Here is a 22,433-nt window from a genome sequence, read left to right as displayed (position 1 = left end):
CTGCCACGCTTCCGCGACAGCTCAGTAAGTCGGCAAGCTCTGGTCGATCTGCCGCGCCCAGGCCAGCACGCCGCCCCCGAGGTGGGTCGCGTCCTTGAACCCGGCCTTGTGCAGCGCCGCGAGCGCCTCCGCCGAACGCGCACCCGACTTGCAGTGCAGCACGATCGGCTTGTCCTGCGGCAGTTCCGCCAGCGCTTCGCCCGAGAGGATCTTGTCCTTCGGGATCAGCGTCGCGCCCTTGATGTTCACGATCTCGTACTCGTGCGGCTCGCGGACGTCGATGAGGGCGAAGTTGTCGCCGTTGTCGAACTTGGCCTTGAGCTCCGCCGGAGTGATCGTGTGCCCCGAAGCGGCCGAAGCGGCTTCGTCGGACACAACACCACAGAACGCTTCGTAGTCGATGAGTTCGGTGATCTTCGGGGTCTCCGGATCCTTGCGGATCTTGACCTCGCGGTACTTCATCTCCAGCGCGTCGTAGCTGACGAGCCTGCCCAGCAGCGGCTCACCGATACCGGTGATCAGCTTGATCGCCTCGTTCACCATGATCGAGCCGATCGACGCGCACAGCACGCCCAGCACACCGCCCTCGGCGCACGACGGCACCATGCCGGGCGGCGGCGGCTCGGGGTAGAGGTCGCGGTAGTTGAGGCCCTTGCCGTTCGGCGCGTCCTCCCAGAACACGCTCGCCTGCCCCTCGAACCGGTAGATCGAGCCCCACACATAGGGCTTGCCGGTGAGCACGGCGGCGTCGTTGACCAGGTAGCGCGTCGCGAAGTTGTCGGTGCCGTCGAGGATGAGGTCGTACTGCTCGAACAGCTCCAGCGCGTTGGACGACTCGAGCCGGTCGGTGTGCAGGTGCACCTTGACGAACGGGTTGATCTCGGCGAGCGACTCCTGCGCGGACGCCGCCTTCAGCTTGCCGATGTCGGACTGGCCGTGGATGACCTGGCGGTGCAGGTTCGATTCGTCGACCTCGTCGAAGTCGACGATGCCGAGCGTGCCGACCCCGGCCGCGGCGAGGTACAGCAGCGCCGGACTGCCGAGGCCGCCGGCACCGATGACCAGCACCTTGGCGTTCTTCAGCCGCTTCTGCCCGGTCATCCCGACGTCCGGGATGATCAGGTGACGGCTGTACCGGGCCACCTCTTCCTTGGTGAGCTCGGCGGCCGGCTCGACGAGCGGCGGCAGCGTGCCTGACATCGGGTCCTCCATCTCGCGTGGATCGCGGGTCGCATCCCAGTATCTACAACACGGAAAGGCCCGAACGCCTTCCCCTGTTCCAGACCCTGGGATATTCCAGTTGATGAGACGGCGCGGACTAAGGTGTCTGATTCGGCCAGGAGCCCGGCTTGCAGACCTTGCCGTCCGCGGGCACCTTGCCGCGGTCACCGCCGGGGAGATTGTTCAGCTGCGCCACGAAGTCGTTGGAGACGCCGAACGTCTGCTGCATCATCACCGGCGCGATCCCGCCGTTCTCCTTGCAGCCCACATGCTTTCCGCCGAGGGCATGCCCGACCTCGTGATTGATGGCGTACTGGCGATACCCGGTCATGTCGCTCTCGAAGGCCATCGCCCCCCGCACCCAGCGGGCGAGGTTGATCACCACGCGCTTGTCGAAGCTCGCGCGGTAACACGAGGTCTCGTAGGTGATCTGGAACATGCAGACGTCCGCGCGATGCGTCGTGTTCGGCGTGGTGAGGCTCACCCGGAAGCTGGGGTTCGGGTAGCTCGCATCGACGCGCTGGAGCGCCTTTTTGCCGTCCCACGTCCAGCTCTTGGGATTGGACAGGGTGCCCTCCACCATCGCGGCGAAGCTGTCGTCACCGCTGTAGCTGGCCGAATCGATACCGTCCTCGACTTCGACGGTGTACGTGTACAGCTGGCCCGTCCCGACCTTTTCGCCCTTGCCCGGCACCACGTGATAGGTGCCCTTGCCGGACTCGGTGAAGGGGCCGCCCTTGGGCAGGTCCGCGGTCGGGATCTTGAGGTCGACCGGTTTGGCCGGGTTCTCCGGGAGGACGTCGCCGCCCCCGTCCACACCGGCGCCCGGCTCGCCGCCGTTGCCGGCGGAACCGTCGGACCCATCGCCCGACGCGAGACTCGCCCCGTCCGTGGCGATCGGCTCGGGCGGGCCGGTGGCGGTGTTGAACACGACCAGCGCGGTGATCACCACGAGGATCGGCAGTGCGTACACGCGCCAGCCGTAGGTCTTGGCGAACTGACCGATGCCGCCTTTGCCCTTGCGTTTGGCGGTCTTCGCGACGCCGGGCTCGTGCGGCTTCCAGGAGGCGCTGAGCGGCTGGGCGCTGGTCCGGCGGCCACCGGGACGGTAGCGGTCCTCGTCGAGCCGCTGCGACGGCGGCGCCGTCGGCCGATACTGCCCGGTGCGCGGCGCGTCGGTGGTCCGGGGCTGGGCGCGCGGCGGACGACGGGCGGAGGCGGAGTACTGAGACCGCCGACCTTCGCCCTGCGCGCCTTGCTTTACCCGATCCACGCGCACCAGGGTGCCATAACCGAACTGTGATGTTGTGAGCGACCGGCGCTTCGCGAAGCGTGTCCCGCCCACCCGAATGGGCTACCAGGTGCCCGATTCGACCGATTCCCACATCCCCAAAACGGCCTTCGCTACGACATTCGGGCGTTCCATCTGCGCCACGTGGCCGGTTCGGGGAAGGACCAGCAACCGGGCGTGCGGAAGTAGCCGAGCGGTGCGCTCGGCGCGCCGGACGGAGATCACCCGGTCGTGCTGCCCCCACACGACGAGTGTCGGCGCGTCGACGGCCGGCGCGACCGCCCACAGCGACGCGGGCCCGCGGGCGGACCACGTCCGGAAGATGCCGAAGGTGCTGCGTGCCAGAGCGGGGGCGGCCCACTCGAAGGCGGCGCGAGCGCTGTGCTCCTCTTCGAGCTCGTCCAGCCTGCTTTCGGCGAAGCGGCTGGGATCGGCGAAGCACAGCTTGATGACCTGCATGGCACGTTCACGCGGACCGAGCGCGGCCAGCCGCCGTCGCACCCGCGGACCGATCAGTGGCAGGTACGCGAACGCCATCCGCGGGTCGGACAGCCGTTTCATGCTGGGCCGGAGATCCGGCATCGCGGGTGAGATCAGCGTCAGCGTCTTCACCAGCTCCGGGCGGCGGGCCGCGACGAGCAGCGCGACCGCGCCGCCCATCGAGTTGCCGAACAAGTGCACCGGCCCCGTTTCGAGGCTCTCGATGTGGCTCGCGACGATCTCGGCGTGCGAGTCGAGGCTGAAGTCGAACCTGTCGGGCGGCTCCGAATAGCCGAAACCCGGCAAATCGACCGAGGTGCCTCCCGCTTGGGGCGCCAGCAACGCGGCGAGGTCGGTCCAGTTCGTGGACGAACCGCCGAGCCCGTGGACGTAGACGGCCGTCTCCGGGCCGCCCGGTGTCCGGCGGATGTGCAATTTCACCCCGGCGACACCTATTGTTTCCCCGGGCCAAGGGGGCGGCGCGGGGTCCAGTGACGGCAACGACCTGCGCGAAAGCGGCACGTGGGTCAGCGGCGGACGGCCCCCGGCGGCACGGGAAACTGGAGAAGACACAGCATCAAGGATGCCTGACCCTTGGCGGTCCGGCTGTACCGGCGAGTAATCTCGACCTCACTTCACGCGGTGGTGACCCCGCCCTGTGAAGCCCGCTCGACTGTGCTGATGAGTTCTCGGCGGTAAGGATTGCCTCGAACAAGGCTGATGCGTTCTCGGCGGAGACGAGTGCCTCGAACTGGAGGAACGATGACAGACATGGCGCGACTGCAGGCCCGAGGTGTCCGCCTGCCCAGAACGGAACGCCGCGCCCAGCTGCTGGCCGCCGCGCAGCGAGTGTTCGCCGCGAACGGATACCACGCTGCCGCGATGGACGAGATCGCCGAAGAGGCCGGAGTCAGCAAGCCGGTCCTCTACCAGCATTTCCCCGGCAAGCTCGACCTCTACATCGCGCTGCTGGAGAGCCACGTCGACGAACTGGTGCGGCGGGTCAAGGACGCGCTCGACTCCACGACGGACAACAAGCAGCGCGTGCCGGCGACCGTCGGCGCGTTCTTCGACTTCGTCAACAACGACGCCGGCGCGTTCCGCATGGTCTTCGAGTCCGACCTGCGCGGCGAGCCCGCCGTGCAGGAGGCGGTGGACCGGGCGACGTCGGCCAGCGTCGACGCGATCACCGAGACCATCACCGCCGACGCGGGCCTCGACGAGGACAAGGCCCGGCTGCTCGCCGTCGGCCTCGTGGGCCTCTCGCAGGTCAGCGCGCGGTTCTGGCTGGCGCACCACAAGTCGATGAGCCGCGAAGAGGCCGTCGCCCTCACCGCCAACCTCGCCTGGCGGGGCATCGGCGGTGGCTTCCCGCTGCAGCACTGACCCGCGTTTCGTCCTCTGAATGCGGTCCTTGCGCGTGCAACTACCGCATTCAGAGGACGAAATGCGTGAGGTTACTGGGGTAGGAGCTTCTTCAGGCGGTCGGCGGCAAGCTGGGCGTCGGCGACGACCTTCGCGGTGTCGATGCCGACGACGCGTCCTTCGCGCTTGAGGGCGCGGCCGTCGACGAACACCCACGAGACGTTCGCGGGCTGGGTGTTGAAGACCAGCTGATTCACCCAGTCCACCTTCGGCGCGAAGTTGACCGCCTGGGCGTCGACCAACTGGAGATCCGCCCGCTTGCCCGGCGTCAGCGACCCGATCTCCTTGTCCATCCCCAGCGCTTCCGCGCCACCGAGGGTCGCCATACGCAGGACGTCCGCCGTGGTCGGGTAGACCGCCGGATCCGTCGTGGTCGCCCGCTGGAGACCGACGGCCGCGCGCATCACGTTGAACATGTCGCTCGTGTCGTTCGTGCCGCCGTCGAGCCCGAGCCCGACCTTCATGTTCCGCTTCTTCATCTCCGGCAGCCGGATCACCCCCGACGCGAGGCGCATGTTCGACAGCGGGTTGTGCGCCACGCTGACCCCGGCGGCCGCGAGCTCGTCGAGGTCTGCGTCGGTGGTCTGGATGACGTGGTTCGCCACCAGCCCGGGGTGCAGCGCGTTCGCCCGCCGGAGCGCGTCCATCTGCCCCGCGGTCAGATCGGCCTTCGATTCGAGCAGGTGCACGTTCAGCGAGACGCCGAGTTCGCGCGCGAGCTTCTCCGACGCCTCGACGCTCGGGAAGTTCCCCGTGGACGGATGAGTGCCGATCTGCAGGCGTGCCAACGGGTTCGGGTCGATGACCTCGCGCTTCACGCGGCGGATCTCGTTCTGCAGCGCGGGATCGGTGGTGCCGTTGTAGGAGTAGAGGAACCGCAGCTTCGACTCGCCGAGCGCGCGGAGACCGCCCTTGGCGAAGTCGGTGTTGAACGCGTGCGACCAGTCGGTGACCGTGGTGATGCCGGTCGAGACGACGTCGGCCGCGGCGAGTTTCGTTCCCGCGTACGCGTCCGCGTCGGTCACGGGCGCGCGGTACAACGGGATGACGCATTTGCCGAGCCAGCCGATGAGTTCCTTGTCGGCCGCGCAGCCGCGGATGAGCGACTGCCACAGGTGGTTGTGCAGGTCGACGAATCCGGGCAGCACGATCTTGCCGCGGCCGTCGACGACCTTCGCGGAGCCCGCGTCGAGGTCCTTGCCGACCTGCTTGATCTTGGTGCCTTCCAGCACGACGTCGGCGTCGGCGAGGGCGCCGAGCGGTCCTTCGCCGAGGCTGGGATCCATGGTGAGCACCATCGAGGCGTCACGGATGACGACACGGCCGGCCCCGGCGAACTCGGCGTCGCTCCCGGCTTCGGTGGTCTCACCGCCGAGGTTCGTGAGCAGGGCCGCGCCGAGGACCACGGCGAGGGTGAGGGTGAAGACGGACAGAATCGATCCACGCTGTTTCATCGTTTCAACTCCCCAGTCGATGAGATCACGTTAGCTCACCTGACGCGGACGCCCCGCAAAACGACCGCGACGGGATGATCCAGCTGTCCGAGGTCTTCGCGCGGAACCTCCGCGTAGACGACGGCGTCGGCGGGCGCGCCCGGCACCAGCCCGGGCAACCCCAGGTACTCGCGCGCGGCCCACGAGCCCGCGGCGAGGGCGTGATGCGGTCGCAGCCCTGCTTCCGCCAGTGCGCGGATTTCGTCGCCGACACGACCATGCGGCCGGGAATCCGTACCGGCGAGGATCTTCACGCCTGCCTCGGCCGCCGCCACGACCAGCGCGGGATGCGCCTCCGCCCCGCCGACGAACCAGCGTTTCCGCGGGGTGTCCTCGCGGTCCCGCGCCCTCCCCAGCGCCGCCTGGAACACCGAAAGCGTCGGTGTGAGCGCGGTGCCGCGGGCCGCCATCTCCGGCAGATAGCCGGGGTCGAGCCACATTCCGTGTTCGACGGAATCGACTCCGGCGGCCACTGCGGCTTCGCCTCCGGCGGCGTGCTGCGAGTGCACCGCGAGACGCCCGCCCACCGCGTGCACCGCCTCGACGACCGCGGTCAGGACGTCGGACGGCACGGCGTCGTCCCCGGGCTGCCAGTCGGCGATGACCTTGGCCCAGCCAGTGCGTTTCGCCTGCTCTGCGGCGAGCGCGGGAAGCTCCGCGTGCGTGGCGCGGCGACCCCAGCCGTCGAAGAACTCGCCGTGCTGGGCGATCCACGGTCCGGCGTGCACCGCGCGGGGCAGCCCGGGTTCGGCACCGAACCACTCGGGCGGCTCACCGGGCAGCCCCGGCGAACGGATCATCGTGACCCCGGCGTCGACGTGCCGGTGCAGATCGGCACGCAGGATTTCGTCGTCCATCGGATCGCCGGGCTCTTCGGCTCCGGGATGGGTGTGGGCGTCGACGAGCCCCGGCAGGAGCCAGCCTTCGGCCACCAGCTCCGCGCCCGGAACCGGATCGGACGTCCAGCGGTCGCCGTCGGCGTACAAATCGACGTACTCGCCATCGGGAAGCGCGCGCCCACGGACTCTGGCGATCACGGTGTCCCCCTCGTGAGTGTTCGTCCCGACTCAACCACGGACGGCGCCCTCGCGAGAAGAGCAAGGGACCTTTGCTACCGCTTTTGATCCATCCAGCGGCACCGGTCCTGGCCGGATCTCGGCTATGAATCGAGCGATCACGTCACCGACCCGCGAGGAGTCACCCATGCCCCACATCGCGCTCGACGAGAACCTGCCCGGCATCACGGCTCTGTTCGCCTACCGGCCGGAGACGGCCGCGCCGCTCGGGCAACTCGCCGAGGTCCTGCTTCGCGGTCCGAGCAGCCTCAGCGTGGGCGAGCGCGAACTGATCGGCGCGGTCGTCTCGCGCGGCAACGACTGCACGTTCTGCTCACGCAGTCACGCCGCCGTCGCCGCCGAAGCGCTCGAAGGTGGCATGCCGGTCGTCGAAGCGGCTTGGAAGGACGTCGACGGCGCACCTGTGTCGGCGAAGGTGAAGGCGCTTCTGCACGTCGCGCTCGCGGTCCGGGAAAGCGGGAAATCCGTGGGCGAAGACCTGATCGAGATGGCCCGCGCGGAGGGCGCTACGGACGTCGAAATCCACGACACGGTCCTGATCGCGGCTGCCTTCTGTATGTTCAACCGCTACGTCGACGGGCTGGCCACCCTCGCCGTCGACGACCAGGACGCCTACCGGGAGACCGGTGTCCGTCTCCTTGAGCACGGGTACACGAACCTCTGAGTGGAGCAAGGGACCTTTGCTACCGCCGGGCTCGCATCCCCACGTCGCGAAAGCCACTTTCGCGACGCCTGATGTCCCGAAAGTGGCTTTCGCGTCATCCTCAAGCGCCCTACCCGAGCCCCTGACCTGCGAGAAGAGAGCAAGGGACCTTTGCTCCCACTTGTCTCAATGTCGAGAGAAGCGGTAGCAAAGGTCCCTTGCTCCCCTTATTTCAGACCCTCGCGGCGCGGCGGACGAGGGCGGCGATGCGGTCCGAAACCTCTTGCGCCCGTTCCTGCGGGAGCATGTGCCCGGCGCCCGGATAGCGCACGAACTCCGCCTCCGGCAGCTCGTCGGCGATGACCTTGGCGTGCGGCGGCGGGCAGAGCCGGTCCCGCTCCCCCGCGAGCACGACCACCGGTTTGCCCTGCAGCGCCGCCAGCGTGACCCGGCAGTCGTGCCGCGAGATCGCGTCCTGGAAACCCGCGACGCTCGCCGGATGCGCGCACAGCAGCTGTTCGGCGACCGAGTCCACGTCGGCCCGAGCGGGCCGCCGCCCGAAGACGAGCAGCCGGGCACCCGGCCGCACCACCGACAGCGGCAGCGGCAAGGCGTCACGGCGGTTCTTCGCGAGCAGCTTCGCGAGCCTCCGTTCGAACCTCGCCGCGCCGCTGCCCGCGATCCCCGGCAAGCCGAGGGTGATCCGGTCCATCTCACCGGACGATGTGGCGACGAACGCGACCCCTGCGACGCGCCGGGCCACGAGATCGGGATGCCTGCGGGAAAGCTCCATGATCGTCATACCGCCCATGGAGTGCCCGGCGAGCACGAGCGGTCCGTTCGGGACGCGGTCTTCGATCAGCTCGGCGAGGTCGTCGGCGAGGGTCGCGATCGTGGCCGTCCCCGGTTTCGCCGGCGCGGAGCCGCCGTGGCCGCGCAGGTCGTAGCGCAGGGTCCGGACGGAGTCGCCGAGCCGCGACGCCACGCCGTCCCAGGTCCGGTGATCCTGTGTCCAGCCGTGCACGAGTACCAGCGTGAGTTCGGAGTCGGCGGGGCCGCTCGTCTCGACGTGCAGGGCGGTGCCGTCGCCCGTCACGAACCGGTGTTCCCGCGATGGGTCCCACGAGACGGCGTCGCGCTGCTTGACGCTCCTCATCGCTTCCCCGGCAGCAGGAAGGACTTGCGCCAGAAGTACATGCCCGGCTTGCCGACCAGACCGGATTCCTGCAGGAACGGCATGATCTTCTCGCCCGCCCACTGGATGCTTTCGCGCCAGTTGGGGTTGTTCAGCGCGGCTTCGACGCCGTCTCGCGGACGGATGCCGACGGCCTTGTAGACGTTCGGGTTGATGAAGGCCCGCGTCACGAAGTACGAAATGAGCGCGATGATGAACTGCTGGTAGAGGATTTCCTTCTTCGACAGTTTCGCCATCCCGCGAGTCACCTCTTCGCGGGCGAAAGTGACGTGCCGGGCCTCTTCGAGCACGTGGATCCGGTTCACCATGCGCACCAGCGGCTGGATCTCCGGGTCGTTCATCTGCTCGCGCTGAAGCCGGTCGAGTACCTCTTCGGCGACGAGGATCGCGCCGTAGCGCGCGGGGCCGTAGCTGATCGTCGGCATCAGTTTCGCCAGCCGCCGCAACCACGGCACCGGCCCGTAGGACGGGCAGCCGATCCGCGAAGCCATCCGCGCGAACATCGTCGAGTGACGGCATTCGTCCGCGATCTCGGTCAACGCGTACTGGGCGTGCGAGCTGGTCGGGTCCTCTTCGTAGACCTCCTTGAGCAGCATCTGCATCAGGAGGATTTCGAACCACAGCCCCGTCGTGGCGACGCTCGCGACTTCGTGCTTTCCGAGTTCGATGCGCTGCTCTTCGGACAGCGAGTCCCACAACTCGGTGCCGTAGAGCGAAGAACGGTGAGCCGGGATGAAGCGCTTCCCGTCGACGAGCGGGGCGTTCCAGTCGATGTCGACGTCGGGATCGTAGAACTTGTTCGCGGAGGACTTGAGCAGCCGCTCGGCCGTCTTCTCCCGGTCTGTTTCCTTCAGCGCCCGCGTCATTGCCGACACACCCCTATCTGTAACTCGTGGTAACAGTTACCTCTGGTAGCATGACCGGGGTGATCGAACGTGTCAAGCGCAACAGCAAGCAGTCGAGCAAGCACCCCACGGCGGGTGAGGCCGACACGGGTGATGCCCGTCGTGACCGCTGGCGCAAGCACCGGATCGCGCGCCGCGCGGAGTTCGTCGAGGCCGCCCTGCGCGCGCTCGACACCCACGGGCCGGACCTCGGCATGGAAGACGTCGCCGCCGAAGCGGGTGTCACGAAACCCGTGCTGTACCGGCACTTCGACGACAAGGCGGATCTGTACGTCGCGCTCGGGCAGCGCGGCACGGAGATCCTCTTCCAGCGGCTGATCCCGGCCATCAACTCCGAACTCGCCCCGGTCCCCCGGATCCGGATGGCGCTCGACGCGTTCTTCAGCGTCATCGAGGAGCACCCCAACCTGTACCGACTGCTCGCGCGCGGCGGCCTTCAGGAGAAGGTGGTCGTCAAGGCCGACGTCGTCGCCGAAGACAAGGAACTGATCGCCACCGCGCTGACCGCGCTGCTCGGCGACTACATGCGGATGTTCAACATGGACTCCGGCGCCGCCGAACCGTGGGCGCACGGCATCGTCGGCATGGTGCAGAGCACCGGCGAATGGTGGCTGGACCGGCGCTCGATGGGCCGCGACAGCGTCGTCGAGTACCTGACGCAGATCATCTGGGCCGCGATCGACGGCCTCTCCCGGCAGCAGGGCATCGTCATCGACCCGAACCTGCCCCTCGAAGAGAACAAGGTCGTCCAGATGCGGAAGGAATCGGAGGCACAATGAGCGAGCACGACGAAGACGGTTACTCCGGCGAAGCGGTCCTCGTGATCGACGGGACCGAGATCGCGACCACGGTCGACCTGAGGGGCTACTTCCAGCCCATCGACGGGTACTACCGCTGGTACGGCCGCGTCGGCACCAACGAGCAGGTGTCCGCGGCCGCGGGCGGCAAGAAGACCGCCGTCGAGATCCGCGCGGGCGAGTACAGCGCGAAGGGCGAACTCTCCGACCCGGACCCGTGGGACCGCTACCGCATCATGGGCACCAGCACGCCGCCCTTCCACGTGCCGACCTCGCTGGAAGAACTGAACGAACTCAACGCCTGACTCGTGAGTGGTAAGGACGGTTAGAACCGTCCTTACCACTCACGAGCCGCAGAACTCAGCCCTGCCGTTGAGCGGGCACCCGAGTACGCGGCACCACGTACTTCGGCCAGCTCGACAGCTTGTTCATCGCCCATTCCAGCGGCCCGCGCCCGACGAACTTCCGCCACAGCACCGCCGCGGTCAGGGCGACCACCGAGAACTCGACGAAGTGCAGCACGCTGAAGATCGAGTCGCCGTCGCTCTCGTCCCACAGCAGCGCGATCGCCACGAAATGCAGCACGTACGCGCTGAGCACCCGCCCGCCCAGATCCGAAAGCGGCCGCAGCACGCGTTCGAACTTCGGCATCAGCAGCTGGCAGCCGCCGATCACCGCCGCCGCGATCCCGATCGAGATCAGCAGGTCGAACGGCGTGTACGAGGTGCCCGTCGGCAGTAGTTCCCAGGCCCAGCTGGTGGTCGGCGGCGTGCCGTGGATCCAGGTCTGGTGGAGCCGGAGGAATTCCGGCGGCGTCATCCCCATCTGCGCGGCGGCCGGTTCCAGCGAGCGGTAGACGGCCTGCATGCCGCCGAGCGGCCCGGTCGCGATCCAGGACACGACGTACCCGCCCACCGCGAGCGCCGATCCGCCGAAGAACAGCCGCCGGCACACGCTGCGCGAGGTCAGGTCCATCCGCCCGATCGCCATCCCGGCGAACACGTACGCCATCAGCGTCAACGCGGGGAACGTCCCGGTCAGGACGAGGACGGTCGCGGCCTTCAGCAGTCCGGTCGACGTGACGTCGTCCGCGGTCAGGTCCGGCGCGAAGAAGAGCAGGTCGCGGGGCAGCAGTTGCGCCCTGATCAGATGCGAGAGCAGCGGCCCCGCCACGGCGACGACGACCGCCGCGATCGCCAGCGCCTTCGCGCCCGCGCGCAGCCACGGGATCGCGAAGAGGAAACAGGCCCCGTAGTAGGCCAGGATCACCATGTAGCCGGTCTCGAGGCTGGTCAGCCACAGCCCCAGCGCCACCAAGAGCGGGGCGCGGGTCGCCAGTTTGAGTGCGACGCGGGTCCGGTCGCGGCCCTGTTTGGAACGGCGTCCGCCGGACATCAACGCGATCGAGACCCCGGCCAGCACCGCGAACAACGCCGCGGAATGGCCTTCGAACGGTTTGAACAGCGCACCGAAGCCGCCTTTGGCGGGATCAGGGCCGACATGCACCGCGTACATGCCGAGTACGGCCAGGCCACGGGCGACGTCGATACCGGTCAGCCGCCCCGCGACCCGTTTGCCTTGCTCGGGAACAGTGCGCACGCCGTCGACCAACGCGGGGTCCATCACAGTGACGCCGTCCACCTCATTTCTCGGCTAGCCCCCTGCCGTCCCCGCCTTAGCGTGACGATCAAATCTGAGAGCTGGCTGAGACGCGGCGGTGACGCCACTGTGACATCCGACTACAACCCGATCGGGTTAGCCACCCACAGCGAAGCCGACCTTGCGAACATCCGACGGCGCGATCTCGACGTAGGCGATCCGGTCGGTGGGCACGATGTACTTACGGCCCTTTTCGTCGTCGAGGCGGAAGATCCCGTCGCCGGCCCTCAAGGCGTTCGCGACCAGTTCCTCGACCTCGTCGGGCGACTGGCTGCTGGACACCACGAGCTCCCGCGGCGTGTCCTTGATGCCGATCTTGACCTCCACGTGGGACCTCCGCTTGAAAGTTCGGAAATTACTGGTGCGCCAAGGCTAGCCGAAGAGACGTCAGCCGAGCCCCAGCACCTGCATGCGTTTGGTGTGCCCCTGCTGCAACCGGCGGAACAGCGCGGCGATTCCCGAAAGGTCGCCAGAGCCCTCGACGATCAGCTCGGCGAGCCCATCCCGCTCGGCGACGACGTACTGGGCCTGCGTCAACGCCTCGCCCAGCAGGCGGCGGCCCCACAGCGCGAGCTTGTCCCGCGCCTTCGGGTCGGCCTCGATACCGGCCGCGACTTCGCGCTCGGCGAACGCGGAATGCCCCGTGTCGGCGAGCACGGTGAGCACCAGATCCTTGGTCTCGGGATCGAGCCAGCTGGCCATCTCGCGGTAGAGATCCGCCGCGAGCCCGTCGCCGACGTAGGCCTTCACCAGGGACTCGAGCCACGAACGCGGCGCCGTGGAGGCGTGCCAGGCGTCGATGTGCCCGACGAACGGCCGCATCGCGTCCTCGATCGCGACGCCGTGCCCCGCGAGATGCTTGGTGAGCAGGTCGTAGTGCCCGATCTCGGCGGCCGCCATGGACGCCAGCGCGGCCCGGCCCGACAGCGTCGGCGCGGTGCGCGCGTCCTCGGCCATGCGATCGAATGCGGACAATTCCCCATAGGCGAGTACGCCGAGCAAATCGACTACGCCCTCACTGATCTGCTTTGCCTCCGTCACGGCGGAAAGGGTATCGCCGAACACACCTCCGGGGCGGTGAAGAGACCGATCCCACCCCGCCCGGCGCGCCGGGGGGTATCGAAAAACCGCAGATCAGGTAAACTGGCCGCCGGATACGACGGATCTTCCGTCCCGGATCGGGGCGCCGCTGCGGCTGAAGGACAGCCGGTGTGGCCCCGGTCAGCACAAGAATGATGTGCGTGCACGCCATCCTGCGGCATTCCCACGAAGGGCCGCTCCAGCGCCAGTAGCGCGGAGCCCGAGCGAATTTTCGTGGTCGAGTGTCGATCGGTGACCAGGGCAGTGCGCGCTGGTCACGAGAGAGGCGAGCACCCTGACCACGAACGAAACCACAACCGAAGAGCACACCACCACCGGCGTCCCGGAGGCCGTCGCGCTGGAGCACAGCGAGACAGGCCCGGCGACGTTGGACACGTCGCACCCGCTGCAGGCGGGCGCGCCGGTGGAGGCCGAATCCCCCACCTTCGCCTCCTTCGGCGTCAAGCCGGAGATCGTGAAGGCCCTCAGCGAGGCCGGGATCGAGCGCACCTTCGCCATCCAGGCCCTGACGCTGCCGCTGGCCATGGCGGGCGACGACCTCATCGGCCAGGCCCGTACGGGCATGGGCAAGACGCTGGGCTTCGGTGTCCCGCTGCTGCACCGCGTCGAGGTCCCCGGCGACGGCACCCCGCAGGTGCTGGTCGTCGTGCCGACCCGTGAGCTGTGCATCCAGGTCGCGAACGACCTCAAGGGCGCGGGCAAGCACCTCGGCATCCGCACGCTGGCCATCTACGGCGGCCGCCCGTACGAGCCGCAGATCGAGGCCCTCCGCAAGGGCGTCGACGTCGTCATCGGCACGCCCGGCCGCCTGCTGGACCTGGCCGAGCAGCAGCACCTGGTGCTCGGCAAGATCCGCGGCCTGGTGCTGGACGAGGCCGACGAAATGCTCGACCTGGGCTTCCTGCCCGACATCGAGCGCATTCTGCGGATGGTCCCCGAAAAGCGCCAGACGATGCTGTTCTCGGCGACCATGCCGGGCCCGATCATCACGCTGGCCCGCACGTTCCTCACGCAGCCGACGCATATCCGCGCCGAGGAGAACGACGCAGGCGCCATCCACGAGCGCACCACCCAGTTCGTCTACCGGGCGCACTCGATGGACAAGCCCGAGCTGATCGCCCGCGCGCTGCAGGCCGGAGGCCGTGGCCTGACGATGATCTTCACCCGCACCAAGCGCACCGCGCAGAAGGTCGCCGACGAGCTCGTCGAGCGCGGCTTCGCGGCCGCCGCCGTGCACGGTGACCTCGGCCAGGGCGCCCGTGAGCAGGCGCTGCGCGCGTTCCGCTCCGGCAAGGTCGACGTGCTGGTCGCCACCGATGTCGCCGCCCGCGGTATCGACATCGACGACGTCACGCACGTGATCAACTACCAGACGCCGGAGGACGAGAAGACCTACGTCCACCGCATCGGCCGCACCGGCCGCGCCGGGCGCACCGGTGTCGCGATCACCCTCGTCGACTGGGACGAGGAGCCGCGCTGGAAGCTGATCTCCGACACCCTGGGCCTCGACATGCCCGAGCCGGTCGAGACGTACTCGTCGTCGAAGCACCTGTTCAGCGACCTCGGCATCCCGGAGGGCACCACCGGGCGCCTGCCGCTGTCGAAGCGCACCCGCGCCGGCCTTTCGGCCGAGGTCGAAGAGGACCTGGGCGGCAAGCGCCGCGGCCGTGGCCAGGGTCCGGCGAAGGACGAAGAAGCGCCTCGCAAACGCAACCGCACGCCGCGCAAGCGGACCCGTGGCGGGGCGAACGCGGCCGCCAAGATCGAGGCCGCCGACGCCGCCGCGAGTGCTTCCGCGGACAGCGCCGAAGGCCAGAGCGAAGCCGCTTCGGAGGGCCGCACGCGGACCCGTCGCCGTAGCCGCGGTGCCGCGAAGCCGAGTCCGGAGGTCAGCGGTCCGGCGGTCGAGAAGGAGGCAGGCGACAGCGCCGAGCGTCCGGCTCGCCGACGCCGCCGTCGCCGTCCCTCGGCGACTTCTGATACACCTGCGTCGGCAGACTGAGAGCTTCAGCCCGGCTGGCGGAGCTGAAGCCTTACTGTGGCACCAGCCACAAGTGTGAACCCGCCCCGGCCGAACGGCCCCGCGCGGGTTCACGGTAAGAACGCAGACCGCGACGTGGGGAGCTAGGGGCACGTGAGCGAACGCTGGGACGCCGCGCCGGACGACGAACCGGTGCGGCCCGTGTCCGCCGATCACGGCAGGCCGGACGGCGGTGAGCCGGAGACGGCCGAAAACGCGATCGGCACGGAAGACGTGCTGGACGCCGATCCCGCCCACCCGGTGGCCGACGAGCCGCCGCTGGGCGGGAAACGCGCCCGGCGCTCGCCGTGGAACCGCACGCGGGATCGCGTGATCGCCGCGGCGATCGTCGTGGTCGTCGCGATCACCGGCGTGGTCGTCGGCGTGACCAGCGACAACGCGGCGACGGTCGCGCAGGTCGCCGCCACCCTGCCGCCGGGGCTCCCGCCCGCGCCGGCGCAGGTTCCCGGCTCCCTCAGCGAACTGTGGCAGGCACCGAGTTCCTCGACACCCGTCCCGATCGGCGAAGCCAACAGCGTCGTCACAGCGGACAAGGGCGAGGTACTCGGCCGGGACCCGTATACCGGCGATGTCCGGTGGCGCTACTCGCGCGACCTCGAACTGTGCACCGTCGCGCTCGCCGGGATCAAGGTGGACGCGGTGTACCGCAAGGACACCGGCTGCAGCGAGGTCACCCAGCTCGACGCGGGCACCGGGCGCCGCACGGCGCAGCGCAACGGGGACGCCGAACTCGGGACCAGGCTGGTCGTCGACGGATCGCACGTCACCACGACCGGCAAGAAACTGCTGAACACCTGGCGCGACGACCTGGTCAAGAGCATGGAGTACGGCCAGGTCCCCGCCATCGTGAACCCGAACAAGCAGCCGAGGACCGGCTGCACCTACGGCACGGTGGCCGCCGCGGCGGGCAAGATCGGTGTGATCGAGCGCTGCCCCGGCGACCCGGCCGACCGCTTCACCGTCTACCGCGCGACCAACGACGAAGCCGACGACCCGAAGGTCGACTACAGCACCGTGCTCGCAGGCAGGAACGCGAAGGTCATAGCGATGTCCGGCGAGCTCGCGCTGATCGTGCTGCCCGAGCCGAAACTGCTCGTCATCTACGGCGGCGACGGCCTGCAGAAGTCGGCGTACCCACTCGACGTGCCCGACGCGGACATCGCGCAGGATCCGGTGGGCGGCGTCATGACGACCTCGTGGACCGCGGAAGGCGTCTACTGGTTCACCGGCTCGAAGACCATGGCTTTCTCACGGGACGACCTCACGCCGCGCTGGACGCTGAACAACTCCACCGGCCCCGGGGTAACCTTCGGGGAGCAGCTGGTCGTGCCGATCCAGGGCGGGCTCGCCGTGCTCGACGAGACGACCGGCGCCACGATCCGCACCGTCGGCGTCGACAGGCGCGGCTACACCGGCCCGGTGCTGCTTTCCTCGGTCGGGCCGGTGCTGCTGGAGCAACGCGGCCCCACCCTCGTCGCCCTCAAGTGACCGGCAGGCGGTAGCAAAGGTCCCTTGCTCCCGCCGGCCGTCATCGCGTCGTCGAAGTCCTGGAAGTACGCAGCCTGCTGACTTCCTTCCAGCACCACTTGCCGCCCTCGCTGGCGAGCGTGCCGGTGGCGGTGCCCGGCCGCCCCGCGACGCTCAGCGTGACGGCGACCGTGTACTTGGTCTCGGAGACCTTCGTGACCGCGCCGAGCGAAGCGTCCGACGCTTCGCTGACCCGATCGATGATCTGGTCGATGTCCTTTTCGGCGTTCCCGCACTTGAGCGCCGTCAACGCCGCCCTGTCGTGGGCGTTGATGCCGTCGATGATCGCCTGCGCGGTCCCTTCCGGGCCTGCCGCCTTTTCGGCCTTGTCGTCGCTGAGGAAGAACCCGGGAGCGACGAACCCGGTGATACCCAGCGTGACCACCACCACGGCAGCGGCGGCGATGCCCACGATCAGGCCGGTCTTGTTGTTCTTCGGGGGCGCGGGCGGCCCGCCGAAGCCCTGGGGGTACTGCTGGTTCTGGCCGTACTGCTGGCCGTAGCCGGGATACTGCTGCTGCGCGTACGCGCCGCTCTGGTCGTAACCGCCCTGCGGGTACTGCTGCTGTCCCGGGTATTGCTGTTGCCCTGGGTACTGCTGTCCTGGGTACTGCTGCCCGCCCTGGTCGGGCTGCCCCGGGTACTGCTGCCCGCCCTGGCCGTGGTCGGGCTGTCCTGGCTGGGGTGGGTAGTTCATCAACAGTGCCCTTCGTCCTCGCTGCGGGACAGCGTGTTCATCTACGACATGCCCAGTGAGCCATAGTTTCGCAGGGACGGGACGCTTTTTCGGGCAATGGCACTTTCCTGCCGTGTCAGCTCCACCAGAACAGGCTGAGCGCGGCCGTCACGCTCACCACGACCACGAGACCGGCGCAGCCCGCGGCGCGGCCATTACGCGAGTCCGCGACCCGTTGTGCCAGCAAGGAGACGACCGCCGCGACCGGGTGGCCGATCAGCATCAGGAGCCCCGGCCCCGGCGCGCCGGTGAACAGGCAGAGCGAGGCGATCGCGACGACGCACACCGCCAGCACGGCCATCCCGGCCGCGAGCGCTCCGGTCAGCCCGCGCCAGAACCGGCCGCCTCCGGGCGTCGTGGGCTCGTCCGCGGGCGGCGGGGTGGTCGCGAGCTCTTCGGTGTCCGGTGACGACACGTCCTCGCCTGTCCAATCGTCGGGTTCGAGAATCTAGGGCGCCAGCAACTCCCACGGCTGAGCCGCGGGCCCGGCCTCCTGGCCTGCCGCGCAACTGGGCCGGAAGTCGCACCATGAGCAACGACGGCCAGGGCGCGCCGGGAACAACACGTCCTCGTCGCCGCCGGCGTCCAGGGTATCCGCTGCCAGCCGCAGGTCCCCGGCGGTCTCGTCGGCGCGTTGGAGATGCCGTTTCAGGCTCTCTTCGGTGTGCTCGGCGGCCGCGACGGTCCCGGTGGGCACGTGGTGCAGCTCGACCTGGTAGCACGGCGTCCGCAGCGTCCTGGCGGCCGCGACCGCGTACAGCGCCAAGGCCTGCGACGAACGCGCCTCGTACTCGTCCGGCTCGCGGCGGCCGGTCTTGTAGTCGATGATCACCAATTCGCGGCCGCGCTGGTCGATCCGGTCGGCGCGGCCCTCGATGATGAGGCTGGGCCCGCTGCCCGGCTCCAGCGTGACCGGCGCCGAAACCCAGCGCTCCAGCCCGACGGGATCGACGCTGACGTCGTTGTGCTCGACGTACTCCGCGACCCAGGCCTTGGCCCTGGCGCGGTACCGGGCGGCCTGGTCGGCGTCTTCGAACCCGGCGTCCTTCCAGTGTTCGGCGACGAGCGCCATCGCCCGCTGCGGCACGCGCTTGATCACCGGCAGGTCGAACAACGCCCGCAAAGCGTTGTGCACCACCGCACCCAGCGTGCTGTGCGCCCACGCGCCGGTGCGTGCCGGGGACGGACGGTCGAGATACGCCATGCGGTAGCGGCGCGGGCAATCTTCGAACGTCGCGAGGCGCGCGGGCGAGACCTTCGTCAGCTTGCGCGGCGCCTCGACGCCGAAGTCGAAACCAATCTGCTCCATCGGATCACCCCGCGCGCAACGCTACGCACCCCCACCGACACTTTTCGAGGGGATCCCCAGGAAGGGAGCAAGGGACCTTTGCTATCACCGGCTGCCGCGGTCTGTGAAGGCCCCCTTGAGGGACCCAGAGTCCGTGAAGGCCTCCTTCACTACCCTCAAGGTAGGGAAGGAGGCCTTCACTGCCTTCAGGTCAGGGGCCCGGCAAAGTCGATTGGTGCAGCTCGCAGTACTTGCTTGAGGGGTACGGCGAACGCGGAATGGGGCGTAGTCCGGCACTCGGTCCTGGTGTCCCCAATGTGGCATTGGAGACGCTCAGCGTCCCCAATGCCACATTGGGGACACCGAACGAACCGGGACCCAGAGTCCGTGAAGGCCTCCTTCACTACCCTCAGGGTAGGCAAGGAGGCCTTCACGACTCCGAGCGCGGGAGCAAGGGACCTTTGCTACCGCCCGCGGAACGTCACGCACCCGAGATGAAGCCCTTCACCGAGTTCGCCACCAGCTCGACCGCGATCGCCGCCAGCAGGAGACCGGCGATCTTCGCCAGCAGCGTGATCCCGCTTTCCTTGATCAGCCGGATGACCACACCCGAGTACCGCATGCACAGGTACAGCACGAAGTGCACCGTCACGATCGAAAGCGCGAGAGCCACGTACGCGCCGACGTGCCCATCGGCCTGCCGGACGAAGACGATGGTCGCGGCGATCGCGCCCGGGCCGGCGAGCAGCGGTGTCCCGAGCGGCACGAGGGCGACGTTGACGTCGTCGCCCGCCGCCTCGGCCTCGCCGCCGGTCTTGCCGGTCAGCAGCTGCAGCGCGATGAGCAGCAGCAACAGCCCGCCCGCGCCCTGCAGCGCCGGGATCCCGATGCCGAGGTACGACAGGATCGCTTGTCCCGCGACGGCGAACAGCGAGATCACCAGCAAGGAGACCAGCACCGCCTGCCGCGCGGCCTTGGCGCGGAACGCGACCGATTTGCGGCCGGTCAGGCTCAGGAACACCGGCACCGTGCCGGGCGGGTCCATGATGACGATCAGCGTGATCGTCGCGCTCATGAACAGGCGCGCGTCGAAGAAGTCCGTGATCGTCACCGCGTCACGACCTGGTAGCCGGTCGACCGCGCGACGAGTTCTTCGAGCGCGAGCGGGTCGGTGGTCTCGTCGCCGAGATCGATGGTCTTGTTCGTGCCGTGGTAGTCGCTCGAACCGGTGCGCACGAGCCCCAGCTCCCCCGCCAGCCCGTGCAGCTGGACGCGGGTCTCCTCGTCGTGGTTCGGGTGATCGACCTCGACACCGGTGAGCCCGTGCCCGGCCAGCCCGGCGAGCACGTCGACGGTGATGGTCGCGCCGCGCGTGTAGGCGAAGGGGTGCGCGATGACGGTGACGCCGCCCGCCTCCGCGATCATGTCGATCGCGTCCTCCACGAGCGTGTCCTGCCGCGCCACGAAGTACCCGCTGCCGTTGCCGAGATAGCTCCCGAAGGCCTCGTTCACCGACGAGACGACGCCTGCCCGCACCAGGGCCTGCGCGAGATGCGGCCGCCCGGCCGAACCGTCCTCCGGCAGCAGCGACATGACCTCGTCGGGATCGACGGGGAGACCGTCGGCGGCCATCCGCTCCGCCATCACGCGCAGCCGCCACCGCCGCTCCGACCGGAGCCGGGTCTGTTCGGCGACGATCGACGGCGACGCCGGGTCGAAGAGGTACGCGAGCAGGTGGACGCTGATGTGCCGCCCGGTCACCGGATCGACGGAGATCGTGGACAGCTCGGCGCCGGGGACCAGGGTGAGTCCCGGCGGCAGTGCCTCGGCGGCCGGGGCCCAGCCGGCCGTGGTGTCGTGATCAGTGATCGCGACTACGTCGAGGCCCGCCTTCGCGGCGGCGGCGACCAGCCCGGCAGGGCTGTCGGTGCCGTCGGAGGCGGTGGAGTGGGCGTGCAGGTCGATGCGCATCGCCGCTCAGTATCGACGATGCTCCAGGTCACAGCGACTCCGGGACCTGCGCTAACCGACTTTCTTCTTGCCGCGCGCCGCACGCTGCGCCTTGATCATCGAAAAGCGCTCGGCCTGCTTTTGCTTGTCGCCGAAGACGAGCTCGGAAATCGTGTCGTAGAACTCTTCCGGCTTCGGCAGGTAGTCGATGCGGTTCAGCGCCTGGATCTGACCGGCGGACTCGACCACCATGGTCCCGTACCCCATCATCCGGCCCCACGCCGAACGCTCGTAGGTGAGGTCGGTGACCTTGGTGATCGGCATCATCAGCACTTTCGTGGTGAAGACACCGGTGGTCATGACGAACCGCTTGTCCGTGACCACCAGGCGCTCGACCCACCACTCCATCACCACGTACGCGAAGCGCAGGATGATGAGCAACGCGGCATACCAGAGGATGTTCTGGATGACCCACGCGGCGGGCGGCAACAGGTAGGAGACCAGGACGCAGACGGCCAGCAACGCGGCCGTCTCGAAGGTTTCCCACAACAGCACAGCCCAGTGCCGGCGGATCCTGATGACCCGCCGCTCGGTGTCGAGGAGATACTCGTCTGGATCGCGTGGGGCGAACATACCGCTAGAGTATCCGCTCCCTCGCTAGCTGAAGACGTTGCTGACGAAGGTGATCACCGATTCGGCCGAGTCACGCAGGAAGCCGATGATGTTTCCCACGAGGCCCGCGGCCTGACCTGGCTGCGCGATCACGAAGAACAGCACCAACGCGATTCCTGCGAAAGTGAGGAGCTTTTTCGCGTTCACAGCGATCAATCCTGTCTCTTACGGTGACTGACTGCGGATACTGACCATTCATTTTGTACCGCACCTTCCACCGGCGCGGGAGGGAAGTCCCGCGCTTGGGTCAGCCGGCGAGGGGAAGTGTACCGTATGGCTACTCTCCGTGTACAGGACAGCCATTGTCAGGAAGCCCGCGTCTACCATTCGGGAATGAACACCGTTTCGGACAGCACCGTCCGCTGCGTAGGCGGCATCGTCCACGACGAGCTGGGGCGGATTCTGCTGATCCGGCGCGCGAATGAACCCGGACGTGGACTCTGGTCGGTCCCCGGCGGGCGGGTCGAACCAGGCGAAACGGACGAAGCGGCCGTCGTCCGGGAGATGCGCGAAGAGACCGGGCTCGACGTGATGCCGGGCACACTCGTCGGCACCGTCCGCCGCGGCCCGTATGACATCCACGATTACGCCTGCGCGGTCACCGGCGGCACTCTCCGTGCCGGGGACGACGCCACCGACGCCCGGTGGATCGACGCCGGAACCTTGATCGAACTCGACGAAGGCGGCCACTTGGCCGAACTCCTGTTCGTCACTCTCCGCGATTGGGGGGTGCTGCCGACCGCCGTCTTGACACCCGTTTTGCCCAATTCGGCAAAAGACGCGGGGACAAAGCAGCGCAAGAAGTGAAAATTAGCCGTCCCGACACATTGCCGACACCGTGGTCGTGAGTGGCGATTCGGGTTGGAACCCGAATCGCCACTCCCAACCCCCCCGGACCCCCCCACCCACACCGCCCCCCAAGAAAAACCCGTC

At 68.5% G+C, this 22,433-nt stretch carries 24 protein-coding genes; 7 read left to right on the top strand and 17 right to left on the bottom strand.

The features are described from left to right. Positions 1 to 21: 21 nt before the first annotated feature. The 3 genes from moeZ to AC069H_RS29575 all read right to left on the bottom strand — a co-directional run bounded on the left by moeZ (position 22) and on the right by AC069H_RS29575 (position 3,433). Entirely contained in the window at positions 22 to 1,200 is a 1,179-nt protein-coding gene (gene moeZ, locus AC069H_RS29585; protein WP_034313402.1) for an adenylyltransferase/sulfurtransferase MoeZ, read from the bottom strand. 118 nt (positions 1,201 to 1,318) lie between these two features. Continuing rightward, positions 1,319 to 2,494, bottom strand: coding sequence for a DUF3152 domain-containing protein (locus AC069H_RS29580; protein ID WP_478228402.1), 1,176 nt, complete (start codon positions 2,492 to 2,494; stop codon positions 1,319 to 1,321). Between the two features lie 81 nt (positions 2,495 to 2,575). Then, the gene (locus tag AC069H_RS29575; protein ID WP_478228401.1) at positions 2,576 to 3,433 is read right to left on the bottom strand and encodes an alpha/beta fold hydrolase; all 858 of its coding nucleotides are present in this window, start codon (positions 3,431 to 3,433) and stop codon (positions 2,576 to 2,578) included. A 321-nt stretch (positions 3,434 to 3,754) separates the two neighbouring features. On the opposite strand from AC069H_RS29575, the gene AC069H_RS29570 reads away from it, so the two are divergent. Continuing rightward, the gene (locus AC069H_RS29570; RefSeq protein WP_125680286.1) at positions 3,755 to 4,378 is read left to right on the top strand and encodes a TetR/AcrR family transcriptional regulator; all 624 of its coding nucleotides are present in this window, start codon (positions 3,755 to 3,757) and stop codon (positions 4,376 to 4,378) included. A 71-nt stretch (positions 4,379 to 4,449) separates the two neighbouring features. Here AC069H_RS29570 and AC069H_RS29565 read toward each other — a convergent pair whose 3' ends face one another. Together AC069H_RS29565 and AC069H_RS29560 are read right to left on the bottom strand one after the other, a co-directional pair. Continuing rightward, on the bottom strand, positions 4,450 to 5,871 hold the full coding sequence (locus tag AC069H_RS29565) for an amidohydrolase family protein (RefSeq protein ID WP_478234506.1): 1,422 nt from the start codon (positions 5,869 to 5,871) through the stop codon (positions 4,450 to 4,452). Positions 5,872 to 5,906: 35 nt separating this feature from the next. Further along, positions 5,907 to 6,947: an amidohydrolase family protein gene (locus AC069H_RS29560; protein ID WP_478234505.1), complete on the bottom strand. Its 1,041-nt coding sequence runs from the start codon at positions 6,945 to 6,947 to the stop codon at positions 5,907 to 5,909. 166 nt (positions 6,948 to 7,113) lie between these two features. Here AC069H_RS29560 and AC069H_RS29555 point away from each other — a divergent pair, with 166 nt between their 5' ends. Continuing rightward, positions 7,114 to 7,650 carry a carboxymuconolactone decarboxylase family protein gene (locus AC069H_RS29555; RefSeq protein WP_478228398.1) on the top strand — a complete coding sequence of 179 codons (537 nt, stop codon included), beginning with the start codon at positions 7,114 to 7,116 and terminating at the stop codon, positions 7,648 to 7,650. A gap of 211 nt (positions 7,651 to 7,861) precedes the next feature. On the opposite strand, the gene AC069H_RS29550 is transcribed toward AC069H_RS29555, so the two are convergent. Together AC069H_RS29550 and AC069H_RS29545 are read right to left on the bottom strand one after the other, a co-directional pair. Continuing rightward, positions 7,862 to 8,785, bottom strand: a complete 924-nt coding sequence (locus tag AC069H_RS29550) for an alpha/beta fold hydrolase (protein WP_340684424.1) — start codon at positions 8,783 to 8,785, stop codon at positions 7,862 to 7,864. After that, on the bottom strand, positions 8,782 to 9,690 hold the full coding sequence (locus AC069H_RS29545) for an AurF N-oxygenase family protein (protein ID WP_478228397.1): 909 nt from the start codon (positions 9,688 to 9,690) through the stop codon (positions 8,782 to 8,784). Before AC069H_RS29545 ends, AC069H_RS29550 begins: the two co-directional genes overlap by 4 nt. A 50-nt stretch (positions 9,691 to 9,740) precedes the next feature. On the opposite strand from AC069H_RS29545, the gene AC069H_RS29540 reads away from it, so the two are divergent. Continuing rightward, complete coding sequence (locus AC069H_RS29540) at positions 9,741 to 10,508, top strand: TetR/AcrR family transcriptional regulator (protein WP_457957897.1); 768 nt, start codon at positions 9,741 to 9,743, stop codon at positions 10,506 to 10,508. After that, the gene (locus tag AC069H_RS29535; RefSeq protein WP_478234504.1) at positions 10,505 to 10,831 is read left to right on the top strand and encodes a DUF4873 domain-containing protein; all 327 of its coding nucleotides are present in this window, start codon (positions 10,505 to 10,507) and stop codon (positions 10,829 to 10,831) included. Before AC069H_RS29540 ends, AC069H_RS29535 begins: the two co-directional genes overlap by 4 nt. Before the next feature lie 55 nt (positions 10,832 to 10,886). On the opposite strand, the gene AC069H_RS29530 is transcribed toward AC069H_RS29535, so the two are convergent. From AC069H_RS29530 to AC069H_RS29520, 3 genes are all read right to left on the bottom strand, one after another. Further along, positions 10,887 to 12,149 carry a heparan-alpha-glucosaminide N-acetyltransferase domain-containing protein gene (locus AC069H_RS29530; RefSeq protein ID WP_478234503.1) on the bottom strand — a complete coding sequence of 421 codons (1,263 nt, stop codon included), beginning with the start codon at positions 12,147 to 12,149 and terminating at the stop codon, positions 10,887 to 10,889. A gap of 132 nt (positions 12,150 to 12,281) precedes the next feature. After that, positions 12,282 to 12,512 (bottom strand): DUF3107 domain-containing protein, encoded by a 231-nt coding sequence (locus AC069H_RS29525; RefSeq protein WP_005167610.1) that lies wholly within the window; start codon positions 12,510 to 12,512, stop codon positions 12,282 to 12,284. Positions 12,513 to 12,572: 60 nt separating this feature from the next. Further along, entirely contained in the window at positions 12,573 to 13,226 is a 654-nt protein-coding gene (locus AC069H_RS29520) for a ferritin-like fold-containing protein (RefSeq protein ID WP_034313407.1), read from the bottom strand. A 463-nt stretch (positions 13,227 to 13,689) separates the two neighbouring features. Here AC069H_RS29520 and AC069H_RS29515 point away from each other — a divergent pair, with 463 nt between their 5' ends. After that, positions 13,690 to 15,288, top strand: coding sequence for a DEAD/DEAH box helicase (locus AC069H_RS29515; RefSeq protein ID WP_478228467.1), 1,599 nt, complete (start codon positions 13,690 to 13,692; stop codon positions 15,286 to 15,288). A 132-nt stretch (positions 15,289 to 15,420) separates the two neighbouring features. Beyond that, on the top strand, positions 15,421 to 16,815 hold the full coding sequence (locus AC069H_RS29510; protein WP_478234502.1) for an Rv3212 family protein: 1,395 nt from the start codon (positions 15,421 to 15,423) through the stop codon (positions 16,813 to 16,815). A gap of 40 nt (positions 16,816 to 16,855) precedes the next feature. Here the strand turns inward: AC069H_RS29510 and AC069H_RS29505 are convergent, their stop codons facing one another. The 7 genes from AC069H_RS29505 to AC069H_RS29475 all read right to left on the bottom strand — a co-directional run bounded on the left by AC069H_RS29505 (position 16,856) and on the right by AC069H_RS29475 (position 21,647). After that, positions 16,856 to 17,551: a hypothetical protein gene (locus tag AC069H_RS29505; protein ID WP_478234501.1), complete on the bottom strand. Its 696-nt coding sequence runs from the start codon at positions 17,549 to 17,551 to the stop codon at positions 16,856 to 16,858. Positions 17,552 to 17,666: 115 nt separating this feature from the next. Then, complete coding sequence (locus tag AC069H_RS29500; protein ID WP_478234500.1) at positions 17,667 to 18,005, bottom strand: hypothetical protein; 339 nt, start codon at positions 18,003 to 18,005, stop codon at positions 17,667 to 17,669. A gap of 33 nt (positions 18,006 to 18,038) precedes the next feature. Next, on the bottom strand, positions 18,039 to 18,899 hold the full coding sequence (locus AC069H_RS29495; RefSeq protein ID WP_478234499.1) for a RecB family exonuclease: 861 nt from the start codon (positions 18,897 to 18,899) through the stop codon (positions 18,039 to 18,041). 460 nt (positions 18,900 to 19,359) lie between these two features. Continuing rightward, positions 19,360 to 19,989 (bottom strand): MarC family protein, encoded by a 630-nt coding sequence (locus tag AC069H_RS29490; RefSeq protein ID WP_478234498.1) that lies wholly within the window; start codon positions 19,987 to 19,989, stop codon positions 19,360 to 19,362. Further along, positions 19,986 to 20,849, bottom strand: coding sequence for a PHP domain-containing protein (locus AC069H_RS29485; protein ID WP_219145857.1), 864 nt, complete (start codon positions 20,847 to 20,849; stop codon positions 19,986 to 19,988). Before AC069H_RS29485 ends, AC069H_RS29490 begins: the two co-directional genes overlap by 4 nt. A 51-nt stretch (positions 20,850 to 20,900) precedes the next feature. Next, positions 20,901 to 21,461, bottom strand: a complete 561-nt coding sequence (locus AC069H_RS29480) for a PH domain-containing protein (protein WP_034313292.1) — start codon at positions 21,459 to 21,461, stop codon at positions 20,901 to 20,903. A gap of 24 nt (positions 21,462 to 21,485) precedes the next feature. Continuing rightward, on the bottom strand, positions 21,486 to 21,647 hold the full coding sequence (locus AC069H_RS29475; protein ID WP_005167589.1) for a hypothetical protein: 162 nt from the start codon (positions 21,645 to 21,647) through the stop codon (positions 21,486 to 21,488). 186 nt (positions 21,648 to 21,833) lie between these two features. Between AC069H_RS29475 and AC069H_RS29470 the strand changes: the two genes are divergently transcribed. After that, positions 21,834 to 22,307: an NUDIX hydrolase gene (locus AC069H_RS29470; RefSeq protein ID WP_478234497.1), complete on the top strand. Its 474-nt coding sequence runs from the start codon at positions 21,834 to 21,836 to the stop codon at positions 22,305 to 22,307. Positions 22,308 to 22,433 lie beyond the last annotated feature (126 nt).

The organism is Amycolatopsis sp. NPDC043887 (assembly GCF_056435665.1).
Note: the sequence above shows the minus strand (reverse complement) of the source record. Positions and strands in the feature narration are given on the sequence as shown.